Consider the following 22,134-nt stretch of genomic DNA (forward strand, 5'->3'; position numbering starts at 1 on the left):
CCCTTGTGTTTTCTAGATATCCGTTGGCGCTCAGGCGTCGTCGCGGTGCAGGCGCAGGACCGCGCGCAGTTCCTCGCGCAGCCAGGCCTGGCGGATGCGCGGCAGGCGCTGGGCGAGGCGCCGCGCCACCCAGCGCTGGCCGCGGGCGACGAAGCGCAGGCGCTCGGCCATCTCCTCGATGGCCATGGCCTTGGCATGGAAGGCGCCCAGTTCGCGTCCGGGCTCAGCGCCCAGGCGCTGCAGGCTGCGGCGCAGGCGGCGACAGCTTTCCGCCTCGCCCTGGTGCAGCGCGTGCAGGCGCTCCAGAAGTCGTGGGTCCTCGGTCTGCCGGGCGCTGTCGAGCATCACCCGGGCGCCGGCGCGCTCGGCGCTCAGCAACTCCTGCAGCCAGTCGACGAGGTCGGCGTCTTCATCGCCGCCCTGCAGGCGCGCCAGTCTGGCATCGGCTTCCGCCACCAGCTGCTCCAGGCGCTCGGCGGCCGGGCGGATGTCGTGCAGTTGGGCGCAGGACTGGCCGGCGTAGATCGGCATGTCCTCCAAGCGGCCATAGGCGCCACGCAACGGCGAGTCGGTGGAGAACAGGTAGATGGGGCCGCCGTCCTGCTCGCCGATAACCGGCGTCTCGCGGCGCTCGTGCAGGTTCGCGTAGTCGCCGCGGGTCACCGCGTTGGGCAGCACGCGCACCGGCGCCGGCATCGGCCAGTTGCGGAAGAAGGCCTCGGTCAGCAGCGTCTGCTCCGCCTCGGCCTCGACCAGGCAGCGCTTGTGGTAGTCGTGGGCGTAGGATTCGTCGGTGGCGAGGAAGGCCGAGCCGCAGGCCACGCCCTGGGCGCCCAGGGCCAGCGCAGCGGCGATGGCGGCGCCGCTGGCGATGCCGCCGCAGGCCACCACCGGCACCTCGCCCAGAGCCACCAGCTCCGGCACCAGCGCGAAGGTGGAAACCTGGCCGCGCACGTGCCCGCCGGCTTCCACGCCCTGGGCGATCAGCACGTCCACCCCGGCGCGCAGCGCGGCCTCGGCATCGGCGCGGTTACCCACCTGGTGCAGCACCAGCATGCCGGCGTCCTTGAAGCGGCGGACCACGTCGGCCTGCACGTCCCAGAACAGCGCCACCGCCGGCACCCGCAGCTCCAGGCAGACGGCCACCTGCGCCTCCAGCAGTTCGGCGGGAGTGGCCGCGGGGATCAGGTTGACGGCGAAGGGTTCGTGGCTGAGCTCGCGGTAGGCCGCCACCTCGCGGCGGATCAGCGCCACCGGCTCGCGCACCATGCCCAGGCAGCCGAAGCCGCCGGCGTTGCTCACCGCCGCGACCAGTTCATGGCGTGCCACGCCGCCCATGCCGGCGCAGAGGATGGGGACCCGGCAACCCAGGAGTTCGACCAGGGGGGTGTTCAGCGCGGGATGAGGCATGGCGGTACTCCTGAAGCCGCAAGGCAGAGCGGCGACAGGACAATGGTAGGCCTTGGGCTTAACTGAATTTAAATGAAATATAATGGCCGATTAGTTCATTAAAATGAATATGTAAGCCGTATTCGAAAAACCGGATCTACCCCCTGCAAGCCACACTTTCCTTGCCCATGCCCGCCTGCGGCAAAGGGTCGCGCGGGCGACGGTCGCAGCGTTCATATCAAAATAAGTTTATTCAGCCTTCATTATTATTAATTTGTTGCATGCCTTGACGTTCCGCAGACTGTATCGGCTCCCTGCAAAGGTTCTGGCCCCCCACTCCGACCAGGGTCTTGCACCCGCTGCCACGTTCCCCGTGCAGTGGGGGGAGCAGCCAGTCACCGCGCATTTCGACGGAACCCAAGATGGCCAGCGTGCAAGCCCTCGACAAGAACGACACCTATAACTACGAGATCGTCCGCCGTTTCACCCTCACCACCCTGTTCTGGGGCGTGCTGGGCATGAGCATGGGCGTGGTGATCGCCGCCCAGCTGGTGTGGCCGGAACTCAACCTCGGCCTGCCCTGGACCAGCTTCGGGCGCATCCGCCCGATCCACACCAACCTGGTGATCTTCGCCTTCGGCGGCAGCGCGCTGTTCGCCACCTCCTTCTACGTAGTGCAGCGCACCTGCCGGGTGCGCCTGGTCTCCGACAGCCTGGCCAACTTCGTGTTCTGGGGCTGGCAGGCGAGCATCCTGGCGATGCTGGCGAGCTACCCGCTGGGCATCACCACCTCCAAGGAATACGCCGAGATGGAGTGGCCCATCGCGCTCTGGGTCACCGTGGTGTGGATCGCCTACGCCTACCTGTTCTTCGGCACCATCGCCCGCCGCAAGGTGCAGCACATCTATGTGGGCAACTGGTTCTACGGCGCCTTCATCGTGGTCACCGGCATGGTCCACGTGGTCAACCACCTGGCGCGCCCGGTCAGCCTGCTGAAGTCCTACCCGATCTACTCCGGCGCCACCGACGCCATGATCCAATGGTGGTACGGCCACAGCGTGGTCGGTTTCATCCTCTCGGTGGGCTTCCTCGGCATGATGTACTACTACGTGCCGCGCCAGGCCGAGCGGCCGGTGTACTCCTACCGCCTGTCCATCGTGCATTTCTGGGCGATCATCACCCTGTACATCTGGGCCGGCCCGCACCACCTGCACTACACCGCCCTGCCCGATTGGGCGCAGTCCCTGGGCATGGTGATGTCGCTGATCCTCCTGGCCCCGAGCTGGGGCGGCATGATCAACGGCATGATGACCCTCTCCGGCGCCTGGCATAAGCTGCGCACCGACCCGATCCTGCGCTTCCTGGTGGTGTCCCTGGCGTTCTATGGAATGTCCACCTTCGAAGGCCCGATGATGGCCATCAAGACGGTGAACTCGCTGTCCCACTACACCGACTGGACCATCGGCCACGTACACGCCGGGGCGCTGGGCTGGGTGGCGATGATCTCCATCGGCGCGCTGTACCACATGATCCCCAAGCTCTACGGCCGCGAGCGGATGTACAGCGTCGGGCTGATCAACGCGCACTTCTGGCTCGCCACCATCGGCACCGTGCTCTACATCGCCTCGATGTGGGTCAACGGCATCACCCAGGGCCTGATGTGGCGTGCGGTCAACGCCGACGGCACCCTCACCTACTCCTTCGTCGAAGCCCTGCAGGCCAGCCACCCCGGCTACATGGTGCGGCTGTTCGGCGGCGCCCTGTTCGCCAGCGGCATGTTCCTGATGGCCGGCAACACCTGGCTGACCGTGCGCGCCGGCCAGCGCATCGACCGCATGCCCATCGCCAGCGCCGCCTGAGGAACCCCGCCATGCAACTGCTGCTCGCCCTGGCCACGCTGCTGGTCGTGGCCGTCGCCCCCTGCCTGCACCTGCGCCGCGCCAGCCGCCACGACCTGCAGCAGGCGGCGCTGCTGCCCTTCGCCGACGACCCCGAGGCCGCCGAACGGATGAGCGCCGCCACCGGCCAGCACTGCGACCGCCTGTTCGACCCGCGCCGCGAGTGCCGCCTGCGGGCCTGATTTACCCGATCCAGGGACGGATCCCTCCCGCGTGCCTGTCTGGCACTTTTCGGGGCCCACCTCGTTGTTCCGTGAGGTGGGCCCTTTTTTTCGTGGCACATGATGCGTTGGCGTTTTCCGGCGATGCGGGGTGGCGTTTCCAGCTCACCTCCGAGGGGGATTCGGCCATGGTCAAACGGCGGATAACCGCGAACGGTTATTCGCCCTACGTGGCTGAGCCCCCCATCCTGAAGGGGGCCAGTCCGTGCCGGAAGAGGATTCGATGCCAGTCGGCAACGCTGGAGCCGCCGGCTGACGCCGTAATGCCCGTTCCTGCCCAACGTCCCCTCTCCCGCTTGCGGGAGAGGGTTAGGGTGAGGGGCTCTTGAAATGGCCCCCTACGCCCCGCCCTCACCTCCCCCTAGGGGCCCGTAGGGGTTTCCCCGATTTTCGCGCCGCCGCGCCGGCCCTATCGTTCGCAGCCATATCCCCCACTGCGTGAGCGCCGCCGTGTTCGCCTATTCGATCTTCTGGACAGGAATCGCCCTGGGCCTCGCCGGCCTGGGTTTCGCCCAGCCATGGCTGGCCGCGGCCGGGCTGGCCATGGCCGGCGCCGCCGGCATCGTGCTGCGTCCCCGCGCGCAGCGGCCGGCCGAACTTCCCGCGCCCGCCGCCGAGGCGCCTGCCGCCGTCGATTGCCAGCCCCTGCTGCACGCCGTGCTGCCGGCCTGGCAGCAGAACCTGGAGCAGGTGCGCAAGCTGCTGGCCGGCAACGTCGGCGAGCTGTTCGCGCGCTTCGCCGCCCTGGCCGAGCGCCTGCAGCAGACACTGGCCCGCTCCGAGAGCGTCACCGGCGGCGAAGGCCTGAGCCACGACCTGCGCCAGGCCCAGCAGCGCCTGCACGAAGTCACCGAGGCCTTCCACGCCGCCAGCGTGCGCAAGAACGAGCTGCTGGCCACCATCGGCAACCTCAGCGGCTACGCCAGCGAGCTGCAGGGTATGTCCAAGCACGTGCAGGACATTGCCAGCCAGACCAACCTGCTGGCCCTCAACGCCGCCATCGAGGCGGCCCGCGCCGGGGAGTACGGGCGCGGCTTCTCGGTGGTGGCCGACGAGGTGCGCAAGCTGTCCAGGCTCTCGGCCGAGACCGGCCAGCGCATGGTCGAGAAGGTCGGCGAGATCAATCAGGCCATCCACGCCACCGTCACCGCGGCGCAGGAGCTGTCCAGCCGCGAGGAAGACAACCTCGACTACCTGGACGGCGTCGCCGCCGACATCCTGCGGAACCTCTCGCGCAACCTCGAAGCGCTCAGCGCCAGCGCCGGCGAGCTGCAGCACGACACCCGCGTCACCCAGGCGGACATCCAGGAAATCATCGTCGGCCTGCAGTTCCAGGACCGCAGCGACCAGATCCTCGACCACCTGCAGGGCGACATCGGCCGCCTGCACCAGGCCGTCGCCAGCAGCGATGCCGCCCTCGCCCAGCCGCAACGCTGGCTCGGCGAGATGCGCCGCCAGTTCACCACCGACGAGGAACGCAGCGCCCGCCCGGCGAGCCGCGGCGCCGCCTCGGACGTCACCTTCTTCTGATCGCCCCGGAGCCCAACATGGCCAAGACCATTCTCATCGTCGACGACTCCACGTCCATGCGCCAACTGGTCAAGATGACCCTCGCCGGCGCCGGCCACCAGGTCATCGAGGCCGTCGACGGCCGCGACGCCCTGGCCAAGCTCGGCGGCCAGAAGGTGCACCTGGTCATCAGCGACCTGAACATGCCCAACCTCGACGGCATCGGCCTGGTCAAGGCGCTGAAGGCGCGCCCCGAGTACCGCTTCACGCCCATCGTCATGCTCACCACCGAAAGCGAACAGGGCAAGAAGGCCGAAGGCCAGGCCGCCGGCGCCCGCGCCTGGATCGTCAAGCCGTTCCAGCCGGCCCAGTTGCTGGCCGCCGTGGACCGGCTGGTGGGCTGAGATGCTGCACCTTTGCGACGAGCCCGGCCGCCCCCTGGCGCTGGCCGGCAGCCTGACCATCTACGAGGTGGGCCAGGCCTGCGCCGCCCTGCGCGAGGCGGTCGCCGGCGCCCGCCTGGAAGTGGCCGGGCAATGGCCGCTGGACCTGTCCCGCCTCGACGAGATCGACACCGCCGGCGTGCAACTGCTGCTGGCACTGCGCACGCAACTGCAGCGCCACGGCGCCGTACTGGCGCTGCACGCGCCCAGCGAGGCGGTGCGCGAACTGGTCGACCTGCTGCGGCTGCACGCCGCCCTGCCCTACGCCGCCGCGGCGGCCCAGCCCGAGGCCTGATGCCATGCTCGACGGCGAACAATGGAGCGAACTGCTGCGCGGCTTCATCGAAGAGGCCCGCGACCTGGCGCGGCAGGCCGAGGAATGCCTGCTGGAGCTGGAGCGCAACCCGGCCGACGGCGAGGCCATCACCCGCCTGTTCCGCGCCATGCACACCCTCAAGGGCTCGGCCGGACTGTTCTCGCTGCTGCCGCTGGTGAACTTCACCCACCACCTGGAAAACCTGCTGATGGCCGTGCGCGACGGTGAGCGCGCACTGACCGCCGAGCTGGTCTCGCTGATGCTGCGCTGCCTGGACGAGATCACCTCGATGGTCGCGCTGATCGACCCGGCCAGCGGCGAGCTGCCGGTAGACGCGGCGCACCAGCGCGAACTGCTAGATGCCCTGGCCGCGCTGACCGGCAACGAGCCGGAACTGATCCCCACGCAAGCCATCGACTGCCCGGCCCGCGGCCGCCTGGACGCCTGCGCCAGCTGCGAGGCGCAAGGCGCCTGGCACATCTCGCTGCGCTTCGACGGCGAGCTGCTGCGCAACGGCTTCGACCCCGCCACTTTCGTGCGCTACCTCGGCCGCCTGGGCGAGGTGCTCTGCCTGCACCTGATCGACGACGCCGTGCCGGCGCTGGAAGAGCTCGACGCCGAGCGCTGCTACCTGGGCCTGGAGATCGCCCTGTGCACCTCGGCGGAACGCGCCGCCATCGAGGAAGCCTTCGAATTCATCCGCGATTTCTGCAGCCTGCGCCTCCTGCCGCCGGGCAGCCAGGTGGACGACTACCTGGCGCTGATGCGCGAGCTGCCGGAAAGCGACGAGCGCATCGGCGCCATCCTGGTCGCCAGCGGCCTGCTCGACGAGCAGGACCTGGCCCGCGGCCTGGCGTTGCAGGCGCAGCACAGCGACGCGCTCAAGCCCGCCCTGGGCAGCGTGCTGGTGGACCAGGGGCTGGTGCCGGCGCAGGCGGTGAACGCCGCCCTGGCGCAACAGCAGAAGGCCCGCGAGCGCGCCCCGGAAAGCAGCCTGATCCGCGTCGCCGCGCACAAGCTCGACGAGCTGATCAACCTGGTGGGCGAACTGGTGATCAGCGCGGCCGCCGCCCAACTGCACGCCCGCGCCAGCGGCGACAGCGCCAGCAGCGAAAGCGCGCAGACGGTCAACCGCCACGTGGAGCTGATCCGCGAGGCGGCGCTGAAGCTGCGCATGGTCGAGATCGGCGAGACCTTCTCGCGCTTCCACCGCGTGGTGCGCGACGTCAGCCAGCAACTGGACAAGCGCATCCGCCTGGAGATCCACGGCGCCGACACCGAGCTGGACAAGTCGGTGATCGACAAGCTGGCCGACCCGCTCACCCACCTGGTGCGCAACGCCATGGACCACGGCATCGAGCCGGCCGGGCAGCGCATCGAGGCGGGCAAGGCGCCCGAGGGCCTGCTGCGCCTGAACGCCTTCCACGAGTCGGGCACGGTGGTCATCGAAGTCAGCGACGACGGGCGCGGCCTGGACACCCGGCGCATCCGCGCCAAGGCCGTCGAGCGGGGCCTGATCGAGGCCGGCGCCACCCTCGGCGAGCAGGAGCTGCAGCGGCTGATCTTCGCCGCCGGCTTCTCCACCGCCGACAGCGTCTCGGACCTGTCCGGCCGCGGCGTGGGCATGGACGTGGTGCGCAGCGCCATCGAAGCGCTGCGCGGCAGCATCGAGATCGACTCGCGCGCAGGCCAGGGCAGCACCTTCCGCATTCGCCTGCCGCTGACCCTGGCGATCATCGACGGCTTCCAGGTGAGCCTGGGCGACGAACAGTTCGTGGTGCCGCTGGGCCTGGTCACCGAATGCATGGAGCTGCCGCCCCACGCCGGCGACGGCGCCTGCGGCTACATCGACCTGCGCGGCCGGCCGCTGCCGTGCATCGACCTGGCCGCGCACTTCGGCCTGCCGGGCAGCCGCGGCGGGCGCCGCAACATAGTGGTGGTCAGCCACGGCCGGCAGCAGGCCGGGCTCGTGGTCGACCACCTGCACGGCGAGCTGCAGACGGTGATCAAGCCGCTCGGCCCGCTGTTCCAGCACCTGCAGGGCATCGCCGGCTCGACCATCCTCGGCTCCGGCCAGGTCGCCCTGATCCTCGATATCGCCACGCTTTTCGCCAGCCTCGACGAACAGCCGACGCACCACCCCGTGGACAGCGATCCACAGCAGAGCCACAGGCACCCGCAAGCCGCCGGTGCGCAGGAGACACCCCATGAAATTCATCCGTAACCTCCGGATCGGCATCCGCCTGATCGCCGGCTTCTCCCTGGTGGTGGCCCTGACCACCGCGGTGGGCGCGCTGGGCATCTTCAACCTGAGCAAGGTCAACGACCTCTCCGACCAGATGTACAACCGCGAGATGCTCGCCCTCGACGCCATGCAGGTGGCCAACCTCAACCTGGTGTACATCGGCCGCCACCTGCGCAGCTCGCTGCTGGCCGCCAGCGTCGAGGAACGCGACGCGACCATGGCCCAGGTGCCCCAGGCCATCAAGACCCTGCACGACAACCTGGAGGCGGCCCGCGCCAGCTTCGTCAGCGACGAAGCCAAGGCGCGCCTGGCGCAGCTGGACCAGCAACTGGCGGAGTACGAGAAGACCGCCCTGCACATCCTCGACCTGAACAAGGCCAGCGGCCGCCTCGACGAAGGCAGCGAGGCCAGCGCCCTGCTGCCGAAGCTGCGCCAGCTGAGCAACGCCGCCGACGACAACATGAGCGCGCTGGTGGAGCAGAAGAAACTCCGCGCCCGCCAGGCCAACGACAGCATCACCGACATCTACCTCGCCTCGCGCCTGCAGATGATCGTGCTGGTGCTGGTCGCCGCCGGCCTGGGCTTCGCCATCGGCATCCTGGTCACGCGCAGCATCGTGCGCCCGCTCAACCGCGCCATGGGCGTGGCCAACAGCCTCGCCGAGGGCGACCTGGGCGTGCGCGTGGAGGTCGACAGCGCGGACGAGACCGGCCGCCTGCTGGGCTCCATGGGCCACCTGGCCGAGCGCCTGCGCAACGTCATGGGCGACGTGCGCGGCGCCGCCGACGCCCTCTCCTCGGCCTCCGAGGAAGTCAGCGCCACCTCCCAGTCCCTCAGCCAGGCGGCCACCGAGCAGGCCGCCAGCGTCGAGGAAACCACCGCCTCGGTGGAACAGATGTCCGCCTCCATCGCGCAGAACACCGAGAGCGCCCAGGTCACCGACGGCATCGCCGGCAAGGCCGCCAGCGACGCGGTGGACGGCGGCCGCGCGGTGCGCGAGATGGTCCAGGCCATGAAGCAGATCGCCGACAAGATCGGCATCATCGACGACATCGCCTACCAGACCAACCTGCTGGCCCTCAACGCCGCCATCGAAGCGGCCCGCGCCGGCGACCACGGCAAGGGCTTCGCGGTGGTGGCCGCCGAGGTGCGCAAGCTGGCCGAGCGCAGCCAGGTGGCCGCGCAGGAGATCGGCGGCGTGGCCGGCAGCAGCGTGCAGCTGGCCGAGCAGGCCGGCCACCTGCTCGACGAGATAGTGCCCAACATCCAGAAGACCTCCGACCTGGTCCAGGAAATCACCGCCGCATCCCAGGAGCAGAGCGCCGCCGCCGGGCAGATCAACATCGCCATGGGCCAGATGAACCAGATCACCCAGCAGAACGCCTCGGCCTCCGAGGAGTTGGCCGCCACCGCCGAGGAAATGAACGCCCAGGCCAGCCAGTTGCTGGAGCTGATCGGCTACTTCCGCTTCGACGAGCAGGCCCGCGCCCACGCGCCCTACCGCGGCAGCGTCGCCAGCACACCGCGCGAACCCCATCGACCGATGCGCAAGGCGACCGCCGCGCGGGTGGACGAAGGCCAGTTCGTCAGCTTCGACTGAGGAAAGCGAGCATGGACAACCTGCAGAGCACGGCGCCCGGCGCGGTACAGCACCTGTCGTTCCGCGTGCGCCAGGCGCGCTACGCGCTGCCCATCGAACTGGTGCGCGAGATCATCGAATACGGCCAGGTCACCGCGGTGCCGATGATGCCCGGCTTCATCCACGGCGTGATCAACCTGCGCGGCAACGTGGTGCCGGTGCTGGACCTGGCCGCCCGCTTCGGCATGCCGCTGAGCGTGCCGGACAAGCGCACCTGCATCGTCATCATCGAACTCGACCTGGGCGACACCCAGCAGCGCACCGGGCTGGTGGTGGACGCCGTGGACGCGGTGCTGGACATCGAGGCCGCCAGCATCGAGCCGGCGCCGCCGTTCGGCGCCGGCATCCGCACCGAGTTCATCGCCGGCATGGCCCGCGACGAGGCGGGCTTCACCATCGTCCTCGACGTGCGCCGCGCGCTGTCGCTGGACGACATCCGCCAGCTCGGCCTGGCCGCGCAGGCCGGCTGATGCCCACGCGCAACCTGCCGCGCCTGGGCGACGAGGACTTCCGCCGCCTGCAGCGCCTGATGCAGCAGGCATCGGGCATCCGCATGGGCGAACAGAAACGTACCCTGATGGCTGGCCGCCTGATGTGCCGCCTGCGGGCGCGCGGGCAGCCCGACTACGGCGCCTACCTGCGCCTGCTGGCGCAGCCGGCCGAGGCCGCCGAGCGGCGCCTGGTGGTGGACCTGCTCACCACCAACGAGACCTTCTTCTTCCGCGAGCCGCAGCACTTCGAGGTGCTCGGCGACTGGGCCGCGCGCCGGCGCCGGCCGCTGCGGCTGTGGAGCGCCGCCGCCTCCTCGGGGCAGGAAGCCTTCAGCATGGCCATGACCCTGGCCGAGCGCGGCGCGGCGGACTGGTCCATCCTGGCCACCGACCTCAGCCTGCGGGTGCTGGACAAGGCCCGGCGCGCCATCTACCCGATGGAACAGGCGGCCCACCTGCCGCGGGGCTGGCTGGAACGCCACTGCCAGCGCGGCATCGGCGAAAGCGCCGGCAACTTCCGCATCGGCGCGCACCTGCGCGAGCGGGTGGCCTTCGCCGAACTGAACCTGGCCCGCGAACTGCCGGCGGACGTCGGCCCCTTCGAAGTCATCTTCCTGCGCAACGTGCTGATCTACTTCGGCGCCGAGGAAAAGCGCGGCATGCTCGCCCGGCTGTTGCAGCGCCTGGCGACGGGCGGGCTGCTGTTCATCGGCCACGCCGAGAGCCTGCACGGCCTGGGCCTGCCGGTGCGCACGCTGTGCCCGTCGGTCTTCGAACGCACGCGATGAGAGGAGCACGGGCGTGATCAAGGTCTTCATCGTCGACGACTCGGCGCTGGTGCGCCAGGTGCTCACCGCCTGCCTGGGCGGGCACCCGGGCATCCAGGTCATCGGCCAGGCGGCCGACCCGCTGTTCGCCCTGGAGAAGATGCGCCAGCAATGGCCGGACGTGCTGGTGCTGGACGTGGAGATGCCGCGCATGGACGGCATCACCTTCCTGCGCCGGATCATGGCCGAGCGGCCGACGCCGGCGATCATCTGCTCCACCCTCACCCAGGCCGGCGCGGCCGTCACCCTGGAGGCCCTGGCGGCCGGCGCCGTGGGCGTCTTCGCCAAGGCCAGCGTGGGCCTGCGCGAAAGCCTGCAGCAACTGGCCGGCGAACTCATCCGGCAGATCGAGGCGGCCGCCCGCAGCCACCCACGGGCCACGCCGCCGCGCACGCCGGCCACGGCCGTACCGCCAGCCACCCGCAGCGGCCGGTTCGCCGGCGAGCGCATCGTCGCCCTGGGCACCTCCACCGGCGGCACCCAGGCGCTGGAGCAGGTGCTGCGCCAACTGCCGGAGGACTGCCCGGGCATCGTCATCGTCCAGCACATGCCGGAGAAGTTCACCGCCGCCTTCGCCCAGCGCCTGGACGGCCTGTGCCGCATCGAAGTACGCGAGGCGCGCCACCTGGACCGCCTGCGTCCGGGCCTGGCCCTGGTGGCGCCGGGCGGCTTGCACATGCAGCTCAGGCGCAGCGGCGCGCACTACCTGGTCGAAGTGCTCGACGGCCCGCCGGTCAACCGCCACAAGCCCTCGGTGGACGTGCTGTTCCGTTCGGTGGCGCGGCACGCCGGGCCCGACGCCCTGGGGGTGATCATGACCGGCATGGGCGACGACGGCGCCCGCGGCCTGCTGAGCATGCGCGAGGCCGGCGCGCGCACCCTGGCCCAGGACGAGGCCAGCTGCGTGGTGTTCGGCATGCCGCGCGAAGCGCTGCGGCTGGGCGCCGCCCAGGCCAGCGAGCGGCTGGCCAACCTGCCACGGGCTATCCTTCAGTTCGCGGGCGGCGACGAATGAGCGCGCCGCCCGCGCGCAAGAGCCGAACCTTGGCCGGAAAAAAGGCTCTGTCCTGAAGCGAAGGCCGTCGCGCGCGGCCATGGAACATGGATACAGGAGCTTGTCGCAATGAACCCACAACGGTCGACTGCCCAGGGCCCGGCGAACGCCCGGGGGCAGGTCGCACGGCCATGAGCTGCCGCCTGCTGCTGGCCGACGACCATGCGCTGATCCGCTTCGGCGTGCGCGCCATGGTGGCCAGCCTGGAGGGCTACGAGATCATCGGCGAAGCGGAGAACGGCCGCCAGACGGTGGAACTGGCCCGTGCCCTGCGCCCGGACATCATCCTGCTGGACGTCACCATGGAAGGCTCCAGCGGCCTGGACGCCCTGTGCGAACTGGGCAGCGTGGCGCCGGCCTCGCGGGTGCTGATGCTGTCGATGCACACCGACGCCGAGGTGGTGCTCGCGGCCCTGGAGCGCGGCGCCCAGGGCTACCTGCTCAAGGACGCCGCCCTCAACGAACTGCACATGGCCCTGCGCGCCGTGGGCCGCGGCCAGCGCTACCTGAGTTCGGCCATCGCCGCCCCGGTCATCGCCCAGGCCCTGGCCCGGCAGAAGCCGGCGGCCAACGACCCCGAGCTGACCCAGCGGCAGATCGAGATCCTCCGCCTGATCAGCCGCGGCGCCTCCACCCGCGCCATCGCCACCGGCCTGGGCCTGAGCGTGAAAACGGTGGAAGCCCACCGCGCCCAGATCATGCGCCGCCTGCGCATCCACGACGTGCCCAACCTGGTGCTCTACGCGGTGCGCCAGGGGCTGATCGACCCCAATGACTGACCGGGGCCGCCAGCCCAGCCTATGAAAAGCGTCTAGGCGCAGCCTTGCCGAATCCGGGCAATGCCTGCGGCGCAACCAGCCATAGCCGCTAAAACTTCATAGCCGCAGATTGTGGTGCCTGGGACTTCATCTTTTTCCGCCCCCGAGCTGAATCATACAAGTGAATTTTCCTTTGCCAGTCATCTTGGTTGACGCAACTTTTCACGCCACATAAGTTCCGCACACCAAATACGGATAATTGAACAAGGAAGCTTGCATGGTAATTCCTGCATATCCATGGCTAAAAACGGAACCCAGTATCTACACGGTGCTTATCTTCGAGAAAGAACTCGATACCTCAAGCCCCTGCCTTTCCAATAGCAGGAGCAAACGATGATCCGGTGTACTTTTCACCTTAATGGCGGAAGGCTTTCCAACTTGAGCTGCCCCGGCATAGGTTTCTTCCCAGCATATTCCGGCAATGCCGGTCCACACAGAAACAACCCGGGCTCGGCTGTACTACAAGACATTGGCCCTTTGCCCCCAGGAAAATACCACATCGTAAATAGACCCAAAGGCGGCGCCATGGGTATCTTGAGAGACCAAATAAACTCCTTACTCAGTGGCTCGGATCGTACGCTCTGGCTTGGCCTATTTCGTGATGACGGCACAATCGATGACTACACCTTTATCGAATATGTGAGGCGCGGAAACTTCAGACTACACCCTGCTGGTTATCAAGGTGTCAGCAATGGGTGCATCACACTGCCAAATCATTTTCATTATGCTATCCTGCGCAAGGCTTTATTAAGAGCACCGACAACGCCCCTATCCGGCGGGCTAATTTCTTATGGAACAATACAGGTTTACTGAATGAAGCCCTTGAAATTCCTATTGCTTTGGCATGTCTTTGCATTTTCGTATGTAGCGATATTTCTACTAACTTATACACTGATACCGGAGAAATGGATATTTTCGAAACTTTCGGAACGTTATGGCTTCATTGACATAATAATCTGGGATAACGCATACATGACAACCGTGCTGCTTTCGGCCCTTCTGGTAAATGCGATTGTCATTTTCGGCTCAATGCAACTGCTGAAGAGAATCCAAATAACCGCAACCGGGAAATAGGCCCATAGGTATCACCGAAAGAAGCCTCACCGTAGGAGCGGACTCCGTCCGCGATTCCATCGGCAGGGCCGACGGACACATGCAAAAACGCACGCGGCCCACCTCCCTGGCGGGCCGCGTGCGTTACCAACGCATATTCCTAACGAATCGTCAGACCTGTTCCTGCACACCTCCTTCCGCGAAGACTTTCACGGGCTTGCCGCTCGGGGAAAGCACGCCGGTCACCACCTGCCAGGCCATCGACAGGGCCCCGACGATGAACACCAGGTCGCCGAAGGTGCGCACCCAGCGCAGGGTTTGCAGCAGCGGTTGCTGCATGAACTCCTCGCTGCGGGCGTACCAGAGGCCGACGCTGGCGCTGGCGTGGAACTGGATGATGCCGATGGGCAGCAGGCTGGTGGCGAGCATCAGCACCAGGCCGCCGTTGAGGCACCAGAAGGCGGTCTTCATCAGCCTTTCGTTGAAGTGCAGCTGCGGGCGGATGTAGCGCAGCACCAGCAGGGTGAAGCCCAGGGCGAGGAAGCCGTAGACGCCGAACAGCGCGGCATGGGCGTGGGTCGGCGTGGTGTTCAGGCCCTGGATGTAGTAGAGCGCCACCGGCGGGTTGATCATGAAGCCGAACACCCCGGCGCCGAGCATGTTCCAGAAGGCCACGGCGACGAAGCAGGCCAGCGGCCATTTCACCCGCTGCATCCAGGCGGCACGGTTCTTCAGGCGCCAGTTCTCCCAGGCCTCGTAGCCCAGCACTACCAGCGGCACCACTTCCAGGGCGCTGAAGGTGGCCCCCACCGCCATCACCGGCGTGGTGGTGCCGGCGAAGTACAGATGGTGGAAGGTGCCGGGCACGCCGCCGAGCATGAACAGCGAGGCCGAGGCCAGGCTGGCGGTGGTGGCGGCGCGGCCGGAGACCAGGCCCATGTTGGAGAAGATGAAGGCCAGCGCGGTGGTGGCGAAGACCTCGAAGAAGCCCTCCACCCACAGGTGCACCACCCACCAGCGCCAGTACTCCATCACCGACAGGTTGGTGCGCTCGCCGTAGGCCAGGCCGGCGCCGTAGAACAGGCCGATGGCGATCACCGAGGCCGACAGCAGCGCCAGCAGGTTCTTGTCGCCCGGCTTGGCGAAGGCCGGCAGGATGCCGCGCAGCATCAGCAGCAGCCAGAAGGCGATGCCGAGGAACTTGCCGATCTGCCACAGGCGCCCCAGGTCGACGTATTCGTAGCCCTGGTGGCCCAGCCAGAAGTTCCACTCCGGCGGCATCAGCTGGGCGATGGCCAGGTAGTTGCCGATGAACGAGCCGACCACCACCACGACCAGTGCCCAGAACAACACGTCGACGCCGAGCTTCTGGTGTTTCGGGTCCTTGCCGCCGTTGATGACGGGTGCCAGGAACAGCCCCGCGGCGAGGAAGCCGGTGGCGATCCAGAACAGCGCGCTCTGGATGTGCCAGGTGCGCAGCAGCGAATAGGGGAACCACTGCGACAACGGGATGCCGTAGAAGTCCTGCCCTTCCACCGTGTAGTGCGCGGTGGCGCCGCCCAGCAGCACCTGGAAGCCGAACAGCCCGACCACCAGCAGTAGGTACTTGCCCAGCGCCCGCTGCGACGGGGTGAGCGCCATCAGGCTGAGCGGGTCCTGCAGCGGCGGCTCCGGTTCCGCCTCCTCATGCCCGCGCAGGAAGGCCCAGGCCCAGACCAGGAAGCCCACCCCGGCGATCAGCAGCACCACGCTGACGATGGACCACATGACGTTCTCGGCGGTCGGCTGGTTGCCGATCAGCGGCTCGTGGGGCCAGTTGTTGGTGTAGGTGGCGGCCGAGCCCGGGCGCTCGGTGGCGGCAGCCCAGGCAGTCCAGAAGAAGAAGTGCGTCAACTCCTGGCGCCGCGCCAGGTCCGGCAGGGTGCCCTCCTTCATGGCGAAGCTCTTGCGGCTGTGCTGCAACGCCGGGTCGTCGCCGAACAGCGCGATGTAGTAGTCGGCGGTGTGGCGGATTGCCTCGACGCGGCGAGCGCTCAAGGTCAGCACGCCATCTTCGGCGCGGTTGCCGCGGTACTCGCGCTTCAGGCGGGCGAGCAGCACGGCCTGCTGGTCGCCGTCCAGTTCGCCGAAGGCCTTGTCGTACTGCTCGTGGGCGCCGATGTCGAGCCAGGCGCTCAGCTCGCGGTGCAGCCAGTCCGCGGTCCAGTCCGGGGCCTGGTAGGCGCCGTGGCCCCAGATGGAGCCGAGCTGCATCCCGCCCACGCTCTGCCAGGCGGTCTGGCCGTCGAGGATGTCGGTGCCGGTGAACAGGGTTTCGCCGGTCTCGCTGCGCACCTGCGCGGGGATCGGCGGCGCCTGGCGGTAGACCTCGCGGCCGAACCAGCCGAGTATGCAGAAGGTCACGCCGAGCACGGCGATCAGCGCCCACCACAACTTGCGGTATTCACCCATGATGGCGCTCCTCCCCGGCGACCGGGCGAATGGGGCTGGCGGATTTGACGTAGGCGCGGCGGCCTGGGATGTTGCTGAGCGGGACGTGCATGGGATGGCTCCTTGGTCAGGCACTGCTTGCGCTATCGCAAGCTGTGTGCCATCCCATAAACCTCTCAGGATCAATAACTTGCGAAACTCACGAGTCGAAATGACCGCACCCGGAACGGGTTCAAATGACCTCGCAAAGGTAAAAAATACCTCATTGTTGGACAGGCTCCTGGCGGACCTGGCCGACGACCTGCCCACCGCCGAGCGCCTGCAGCGGCTGGTGGTGGCTTTGCGCGACGAGTTCGCCTGCAGCGCCGTGGTGCTGCTGCAGCTCGATGGCGACAGCCTCCAGCCCCAGGCCGCCGTGGGCCTGGACCGCGAAGTGCTCGGCCGGCGTTTCGCCGTGGCCAGCCACCCGCGCCTGGCGCACATCCTCGCGCAGCGCGAGCCGCTGCAGTTCAGCGCCGACAGCGAGCTGCCCGATCCCTACGACGGCCTGCTCCTGGACAGCCCCGACAAGCCCCTGCCGGTACACGACTGCATGGGCATGAGCCTCTACCTGGAAGGCCGCGCCTGGGGCGCGCTGACCCTGGACGCCCTACGCCCCGGCAGCTTCTCGCCGGTGCTGGTCCGGCGCCTGGAGCATTACGCGCCGCTGATCGAGGCCGCCGTGCGCGTCGGCCGCCTGGAAAGCGAGGTGCGCCGCCTGCGCCTGACCCGCAGCGTTCTGGCCGAGCCGGCCCTGGAACCCGGCGCCGGCATCCTCGGCGAGAGCCCGGTGCTGCACCAGTTGCTGGACGAGCTGAAGATAGTCGCCGACTCCGAGTTGCCGGTGCTGCTGCAGGGCGAGACCGGCGTCGGCAAGGAGCTGTTCGCCCGCGCCCTGCACGCCAGCTCGCCGCGTTCGCGCAAGCCGCTGGTCTACGTGAACTGCGCGGCGCTGCCGGAAACCCTCGCCGAAAGCGAGCTGTTCGGCCACGTGCGCGGCGCCTTCTCCGGCGCCGCCCAGGACCGTCAGGGCCGCTTCGAGGCGGCCAACGGCGGCACGCTGTTCCTCGACGAGATCGGCGAGCTGCCGCTGTCGATCCAGGCCAAGCTGCTGCGCGCCCTGCAGGGCGGCGAGATCCAGCGCCTGGGGGCCGACCGGCCCAAGCACGTCGACGTGCGCATCATCGCCGCCACCAACCGCCACCTGGCCGACGAGGTGCGCGGCGGGCGCTTCCGCGCCGACCTCTATCACCGGCTGTCGGTGTACCCGGTGCACATCCCGCCGTTGCGCGAGCGCGGCCAGGACGTGCTGGTGCTGGCCGGGCACTTCCTCGAACTCAACCGCACCCGCCTGGGCCTGCGCTGCCTGCGCCTGACGCCGGATGCCGAGCAGGCCCTGCTGGACTACGCCTGGCCGGGGAACGTGCGCGAGCTGGAACATCTCATCAGCCGCGCGGCGCTCAAGACCCTGAGCCAGGCGGCCTCGCGGCGCGAACTGCTGAGCATCGACGCGGCAGGGCTCGGCCTGGAGCTGCCGGCGGCCGAGGATGCCGTCGAAATACCCGCCCCCTCGACCGAGGACGCCCGTTCCCTGCAGGAGGTGGTCGACGACTACCAGCGCCGCCTGCTGCAACGCGCGCTGCAGCGCCATGGCGGCAAGTGGGCGGCGGCGGCCCGCGCGCTGAAGATGGACCCGAGCAACCTGCGCAAGCTGGCGCGCCGCCTGGACCTGCGCTGAGCGCGGCGAAGCGCCCCGCGGGCTGCTCGCGCCGGAGGCTTCAGCGCACCATGTGCAGGTAGTGCAGGTGGCGCTCGTACTGGTCGAGGATGTCGCCGATCACGTCCTCGCGGCTCCAACCCATGATGTCGTAGTCCTGGCCGCCTTCGCGCAGGTGTACCTCGGCGCGGAAGTACTTGCGGGCGTCGTTGCCCTCGTCGCTGTCCTGCACCACGAAGCTGGGCGAGGCGAAGGCCCGCGGGCGCACCTCGTAGAGGAAGCGGCCTTCGCCGGCATGGTCCAGCGCCAGGCTCACGCGGCCGTCGCCGCGCTCCTCCACCTCCACCTCGTAGCCCTGCTTGCGCAGTTCGTCGGCCACCTGCTCGCAGGCCGGGCGCACCAGCGCTGGTTCGACATGACGCCCCCGGAGCACCGGCGCCTGCACGGCGACGCCAACATCGTGTCGATGGCCGCCGCCGACTGGCCGCGTGTCGTCGGCCCGGCGCAGCGAACTCTCGAAACCCTCGACTGCGCCACACTTCGCCAGCGAAGCGGCCACAGCCATCGGCTATACCTGGGGTGTCGCCCACCCGGTTCCGGGCGGGCGGCTCTCGTGTTCCGATGCAATGACCTACTGGCCCGCCACGTTGCGGGCGAGCGCTCCCCGCCGGGCCCGGCCAGGCTCCTGGACCAGGCCCTGGCGGGGGCCTGTCGTTCAGGAAGGACGAGGGCATTCTTATGCCCGCTCGCCAGCCCAACCGTAGGGCGCATAACGCCCCAGGCGTTACCTATGTGTCCCGGCAGAACATTTGCAAAACCCATCGCCTACCCTGCCGGCACAATCGCGGACAAAGTCCGCTCCTGCGCGGCAGGCGAGCACGGCTTTTCGTAGGAGCGAGCACCCCGGCGCAGTGGGCAAGGCAGTTGTTCCTACGGGATAACATCGCGTCTCCGCCCACGATTCGCATGCAGGGCGAGCGCCTGCACGGGAAAACGTGGAGACGCCTGAACGCGAAGTGCAAGGCGATGGCAAGACGGCCATAATCCGCCCTTGCCCCGCGATCCAGGCCCCGTCGATGTCCGAACAGCCCAGCCCTGCCAACGCAGAACCCGCCCCCACCGCCCGCCTCCGGCGCTTCCGACGGCCACGCTGGCTGGAATGGCGACAGCGCCTGGCGTTCTGGGTCGGCGCGCTGCTGGTGGGCCTGGTGGCGCTGGCCTTCGCCTGGCTGGCGGACCAGTCCTTCGCGCTGTTCAAGCGCATGCTCGGCATCGCGCCCTGGCTGCCGCTGCTGGTCACCCCGGCGGGTTTCGCCCTGCTGGCCTGGATCACCCAGCGCTGGTTCGGCGAGGCCAAGGGCAGCGGCATTCCCCAGGTGATCGCCGCGCTGGAGTCGCCCTCGCGGCGCTTCCGCGCCCGGGTGCTGGCGCTGCCGGTGGCCGCCGTGCGCATGCTCTTCACACTGGGCGCGTTGCTGGTGGGCGGCTCGGTGGGCCGCGAAGGGCCCACGGTGCACGTCGGCGCCGCGGTCATCTACGCCTTCGGCCGGCGCCTGGGGCTGCATGGCCGGCGCACCATCGCCGGGCTGATCCTCGCCGGCGGCGCGGCCGGCATCGCCGCGGCCTTCAACACCCCGCTGGCGGGCATCGTGTTCGCCATCGAGGAACTCAGCCGCACCTTCGAGCAGCGCTTCAGCGGCCTGGTGCTGACCGCGGTGCTGATCGGCGGCGCCGTCACCCTCGGCCTGATGGGCCATTACTCCTATTTCGGCGAAATCGGCGGCAGCCTGCCGGCCGGCTGGGGCTGGAGCGAGGTGCCGGCCTGCGCCCTGCTCGGCGGCCTGCTGGGCGGGCTCTACGTCAAGCTGGTGCTGCCCACCCAGGCCGGCTGGCTGGGCCGCATGTTTCGCCTGCGCGAGCGCTGGCCGGTACGCTTCGCCGCCGCCTGCGGCCTGCTGCTGGCGCTGCTGGGGCTGGCCTCGGGCAACCACGTGTTCGGCACCGGCTACGAGGAAACCCGCGCCCTGCTCGAAGGCCACCCGATGACCGACCAGGGCTTCGTGCTGTGGAAGTTCCTGGCCAACGTGGTGTCCTACCTCTCCGGCATCCCCGGCGGCCTGTTCTCGCCCTCGCTGAGCATAGGCGCGGCCTTCGCCCCGCTGCTGTCGCAGTTGCCCGACGTCAACCCGCAAACCTGCGCGCTGCTGGGCATGGGCGCCTACCTCGCCGGCGTGACCCGCTCGCCGCTGACCGCCTCGGTGATCGTCCTGGAACTCTCCCACAGCCCCGACCTGCTCATCCCCATGCTGGCCGCCACGGTCATGGCCGCCAGCATTTCCGGCTGGATCGCCCCGGTCTCGCTTTACCACGCCCTGGCCCGGCAGGTGCTGGACAAGCTGGCGCCGGCGCAGGGGCCTCGCTGACGAGGCCGCGCCAAGACGCTTTTCGTAGGATGGCGTTGAGCGAAGCGATACCCATCAGCGCAACCGCATGGGTTTCGCAAGCTCAACCCATCCTACGAAAAGCACCTCGGCACAAGACAGTTGCTCCTACGGCTCCAGGAAGCACGGCTTTTCGTAGGATGGCGTTGAGCGAAGCGATACCCATCGCCACGACCGCATGGGTTTCGCAAGCTCAACCCATCCTACGAAAAGCACCTCGGCACAAGACAGTTGCTCCTACGATTCCAGGAAGCACGGCTTTTCGTAGGATGGCGTTGAGCGAAGCGATACCCATCAGCGCAACCGCATGGGTTTCGCAAGCTCAACCCACCCTACGAAGAGCACCTCGGCACAAGACAGTTGCTCCTACGGTTCCAGGAAGCACGGCTTTTCGTAGGATGGCGTTGAGCGAAGCGATACCCATCAGCGCAACCGCATGGGTTTCGCAAGCTCAACCCATCCTACGAGGGCCGTGCAGTTGCATAGTTCGGTGCAACGGATCGGACCGATCGTGGACGGAGTCCGCTACGGTTCCAGGAAGCAGGGTCGCAGGAGCGGACTCCGTCCGCGATTATCCACCCTACGCCTAGTCCAACCCCGCGTCGTTGGCCTGCTGCTGCAGGCTGGCCTGGCTGATCTGGCTGCCCGGCGGCACGCTGCGCGTCAGCCAGACGTTGCCGCCGATGGTGGAGCCCTTGCCGATGGTGACGCGCCCCAGGATGGTGGCGCCGGCGTAGATCACCACTTCGTCCTCGACGATGGGGTGGCGCGGCTGGCCCTTGTGCAGTTGGCCGGTCTCGTCGGCGGTGAAGCGCTTGGCGCCCAGGGTGACCGCCTGGTAGATGCGTACCTGCTCGCCGATGATCGCCGTTTCGCCGATCACCACGCCGGTGCCGTGGTCGATGAAGAAGCTGCCGCCGATCTGCGCGCCGGGGTGGATGTCGATGCCGGTGGCCGAGTGCGCCAGTTCGGAGATGATCCGCGCCACCAGCGGCAGGCCGGCGCGGTACAGGTGGTGCGCCATGCGGTGGTGGATGATGGCCAGCACCCCCGGGTAGCACAGCAGCACCTCGTCGACGCTGCGCGCCGCCGGGTCGCCCTGGTACGCGGCCAGCACGTCGGAGTCCAGCAGTTGGCGCAGCAGCGGCAGGGCCAGGGCGAAGTCACGGACGATCCCCAGCGCCCGCTCCTCGATGCCGTCCTCCGCTTCGCCACGCTGGCGCGCGCTGTAGCGCAGCTCCAGGCGCGCCTGGATCAGCAGCGCGTTGAGGGCGCTGTCCAGGGTGCGCCCGACGAAGAAGTCCTCGCTCTCGTCGCGCAGGTCGTTGGGCCCCAGGCGCATGGGGAAGAGCGCGCTGGCCAGGCGCTCGACGATCTCCTCGATGGAGCGCCGCGAAGGCAGCTCGCGCCCGCCCTGCTCCCGCGGCCGGCCGCTGCGGCTGCGCCATTCGCTGCGCGCCGCGCGCAGTTCCTCGACGATGCGCTCCAGTTGCCAGCCCGCCGGGCCGTTCTCGTTCTGTTTGCCGATCTCGTGCATGTATCGATACTTCCAATGCCATGGTTCTTTTCAAGCGTAGGCCGGCTGGGCAGCCTTCGTCACCATT

Annotated in this window: 16 protein-coding genes and 3 pseudogenes; 15 read left to right on the forward strand and 4 right to left on the reverse strand. The window is 68.5% G+C overall.

Annotation, left to right across the window (positions count from 1 at the left end; translation table 11 throughout):
- Positions 1 to 30: 30 nt before the first annotated feature.
- A complete protein-coding gene (locus PM1_RS16000; RefSeq protein ID WP_009620240.1) occupies positions 31 to 1,410 on the reverse strand; it encodes a nitronate monooxygenase in 1,380 nt (459 codons plus the stop codon).
- A 401-nt stretch (positions 1,411 to 1,811) separates the two neighbouring features.
- Between PM1_RS16000 and ccoN the strand changes: the two genes are divergently transcribed.
- The 13 genes and pseudogenes from ccoN to PM1_RS31370 all read left to right on the forward strand — a co-directional run bounded on the left by ccoN (position 1,812) and on the right by PM1_RS31370 (position 13,663).
- A complete protein-coding gene (ccoN, locus tag PM1_RS16005; protein ID WP_009620238.1) occupies positions 1,812 to 3,248 on the forward strand; it encodes a cytochrome-c oxidase, cbb3-type subunit I in 1,437 nt (478 codons plus the stop codon).
- An 11-nt stretch (positions 3,249 to 3,259) separates the two neighbouring features.
- Entirely contained in the window at positions 3,260 to 3,469 is a 210-nt protein-coding gene (locus PM1_RS16010; RefSeq protein WP_009620237.1) for a hypothetical protein, read from the forward strand.
- A 582-nt stretch (positions 3,470 to 4,051) separates the two neighbouring features.
- Entirely contained in the window at positions 4,052 to 5,038 is a 987-nt protein-coding gene (locus PM1_RS16015; RefSeq protein ID WP_152604550.1) for a methyl-accepting chemotaxis protein, read from the forward strand.
- 17 nt (positions 5,039 to 5,055) lie between these two features.
- On the forward strand, positions 5,056 to 5,421 hold the full coding sequence (locus PM1_RS16020; RefSeq protein WP_009620233.1) for a response regulator: 366 nt from the start codon (positions 5,056 to 5,058) through the stop codon (positions 5,419 to 5,421).
- A gap of 1 nt (position 5,422) precedes the next feature.
- Complete coding sequence (locus PM1_RS16025; protein WP_009620231.1) at positions 5,423 to 5,755, forward strand: STAS domain-containing protein; 333 nt, start codon at positions 5,423 to 5,425, stop codon at positions 5,753 to 5,755.
- A 4-nt stretch (positions 5,756 to 5,759) separates the two neighbouring features.
- Positions 5,760 to 8,000 carry a chemotaxis protein CheA gene (locus PM1_RS16030; protein ID WP_009620229.1) on the forward strand — a complete coding sequence of 747 codons (2,241 nt, stop codon included), beginning with the start codon at positions 5,760 to 5,762 and terminating at the stop codon, positions 7,998 to 8,000.
- A pseudogene (locus PM1_RS31360) lies at positions 7,984 to 8,484 on the forward strand (MCP four helix bundle domain-containing protein); the annotation flags it as partial. The gene PM1_RS16030 and the pseudogene PM1_RS31360, both read left to right, overlap by 17 nt.
- Positions 8,467 to 9,502, forward strand: a pseudogene (locus PM1_RS31365) (methyl-accepting chemotaxis protein); the annotation flags it as partial. The pseudogenes PM1_RS31360 and PM1_RS31365, both read left to right, overlap by 18 nt.
- Before the next feature lie 130 nt (positions 9,503 to 9,632).
- Complete coding sequence (locus tag PM1_RS16040) at positions 9,633 to 10,130, forward strand: chemotaxis protein CheW (RefSeq protein WP_009620224.1); 498 nt, start codon at positions 9,633 to 9,635, stop codon at positions 10,128 to 10,130.
- A complete protein-coding gene (locus PM1_RS16045; protein WP_009620222.1) occupies positions 10,130 to 10,939 on the forward strand; it encodes a CheR family methyltransferase in 810 nt (269 codons plus the stop codon). Before PM1_RS16040 ends, PM1_RS16045 begins: the two co-directional genes overlap by 1 nt.
- Positions 10,940 to 10,952: 13 nt before the next feature.
- Positions 10,953 to 11,993, forward strand: coding sequence for a protein-glutamate methylesterase/protein-glutamine glutaminase (locus PM1_RS16050; protein WP_009620220.1), 1,041 nt, complete (start codon positions 10,953 to 10,955; stop codon positions 11,991 to 11,993).
- A gap of 170 nt (positions 11,994 to 12,163) precedes the next feature.
- Positions 12,164 to 12,811 carry a response regulator gene (locus tag PM1_RS16055; protein ID WP_009620218.1) on the forward strand — a complete coding sequence of 216 codons (648 nt, stop codon included), beginning with the start codon at positions 12,164 to 12,166 and terminating at the stop codon, positions 12,809 to 12,811.
- Between the two features lie 372 nt (positions 12,812 to 13,183).
- Positions 13,184 to 13,663, forward strand: coding sequence for a DUF2778 domain-containing protein (locus tag PM1_RS31370; RefSeq protein ID WP_084229700.1), 480 nt, complete (start codon positions 13,184 to 13,186; stop codon positions 13,661 to 13,663).
- Positions 13,664 to 14,074: 411 nt separating this feature from the next.
- On the opposite strand, the gene PM1_RS16060 is transcribed toward PM1_RS31370, so the two are convergent.
- Positions 14,075 to 16,354: a nitric-oxide reductase large subunit gene (locus PM1_RS16060; RefSeq protein WP_009620214.1), complete on the reverse strand. Its 2,280-nt coding sequence runs from the start codon at positions 16,352 to 16,354 to the stop codon at positions 14,075 to 14,077.
- A 190-nt stretch (positions 16,355 to 16,544) separates the two neighbouring features.
- Between PM1_RS16060 and norR the strand changes: the two genes are divergently transcribed.
- Positions 16,545 to 18,110, forward strand: coding sequence for a nitric oxide reductase transcriptional regulator NorR (norR, locus tag PM1_RS16065; RefSeq protein WP_009620209.1), 1,566 nt, complete (start codon positions 16,545 to 16,547; stop codon positions 18,108 to 18,110).
- Positions 18,111 to 18,150: 40 nt separating this feature from the next.
- On the opposite strand, the pseudogene PM1_RS16070 reads toward norR, so the two are convergent.
- Positions 18,151 to 18,492 (reverse strand): annotated as a pseudogene (locus PM1_RS16070) (choline transporter); the annotation flags it as partial.
- Positions 18,493 to 19,165: 673 nt separating this feature from the next.
- On the opposite strand from PM1_RS16070, the gene PM1_RS16075 reads away from it, so the two are divergent.
- On the forward strand, positions 19,166 to 20,512 hold the full coding sequence (locus PM1_RS16075; RefSeq protein WP_024128868.1) for a chloride channel protein: 1,347 nt from the start codon (positions 19,166 to 19,168) through the stop codon (positions 20,510 to 20,512).
- A 604-nt stretch (positions 20,513 to 21,116) separates the two neighbouring features.
- On the opposite strand, the gene epsC is transcribed toward PM1_RS16075, so the two are convergent.
- Positions 21,117 to 22,067, reverse strand: a complete 951-nt coding sequence (epsC, locus tag PM1_RS16080; protein ID WP_009620203.1) for a serine O-acetyltransferase EpsC — start codon at positions 22,065 to 22,067, stop codon at positions 21,117 to 21,119.
- Positions 22,068 to 22,134: the final 67 nt, after the last annotated feature.

Origin of the sequence: Pseudomonas sp. M1, from assembly GCF_022760135.1 — a bacterium.
GTDB lineage: Bacteria > Pseudomonadota > Gammaproteobacteria > Pseudomonadales > Pseudomonadaceae > Pseudomonas > Pseudomonas citronellolis.

Coding starts and splice junctions, on each gene's coding strand:
- PM1_RS16010 (WP_009620237.1), top strand. CDS start 3,260: ATGCAACTGCTGCTCGCCCTGGCCACGCTGCTGGTCGTGGCCGTCGCC.
- PM1_RS16015 (WP_152604550.1), top strand. CDS start 4,052: ATGGCCGGCGCCGCCGGCATCGTGCTGCGTCCCCGCGCGCAGCGGCCG.
- norR (WP_009620209.1), top strand. CDS start 16,545: ATGACCGCACCCGGAACGGGTTCAAATGACCTCGCAAAGGTAAAAAAT.
- PM1_RS16060 (WP_009620214.1), bottom strand. CDS start 16,354: ATGGGTGAATACCGCAAGTTGTGGTGGGCGCTGATCGCCGTGCTCGGC.
- PM1_RS16000 (WP_009620240.1), bottom strand. CDS start 1,410: ATGCCTCATCCCGCGCTGAACACCCCCCTGGTCGAACTCCTGGGTTGC.
- ccoN (WP_009620238.1), top strand. CDS start 1,812: ATGGCCAGCGTGCAAGCCCTCGACAAGAACGACACCTATAACTACGAG.
- epsC (WP_009620203.1), bottom strand. CDS start 22,067: ATGCACGAGATCGGCAAACAGAACGAGAACGGCCCGGCGGGCTGGCAA.
- PM1_RS16020 (WP_009620233.1), top strand. CDS start 5,056: ATGGCCAAGACCATTCTCATCGTCGACGACTCCACGTCCATGCGCCAA.
- PM1_RS16075 (WP_024128868.1), top strand. CDS start 19,166: ATGTCCGAACAGCCCAGCCCTGCCAACGCAGAACCCGCCCCCACCGCC.
- PM1_RS16055 (WP_009620218.1), top strand. CDS start 12,164: ATGAGCTGCCGCCTGCTGCTGGCCGACGACCATGCGCTGATCCGCTTC.
- PM1_RS16045 (WP_009620222.1), top strand. CDS start 10,130: ATGCCCACGCGCAACCTGCCGCGCCTGGGCGACGAGGACTTCCGCCGC.
- PM1_RS16030 (WP_009620229.1), top strand. CDS start 5,760: ATGCTCGACGGCGAACAATGGAGCGAACTGCTGCGCGGCTTCATCGAA.
- PM1_RS31370 (WP_084229700.1), top strand. CDS start 13,184: ATGATCCGGTGTACTTTTCACCTTAATGGCGGAAGGCTTTCCAACTTG.
- PM1_RS16025 (WP_009620231.1), top strand. CDS start 5,423: ATGCTGCACCTTTGCGACGAGCCCGGCCGCCCCCTGGCGCTGGCCGGC.
- PM1_RS16040 (WP_009620224.1), top strand. CDS start 9,633: ATGGACAACCTGCAGAGCACGGCGCCCGGCGCGGTACAGCACCTGTCG.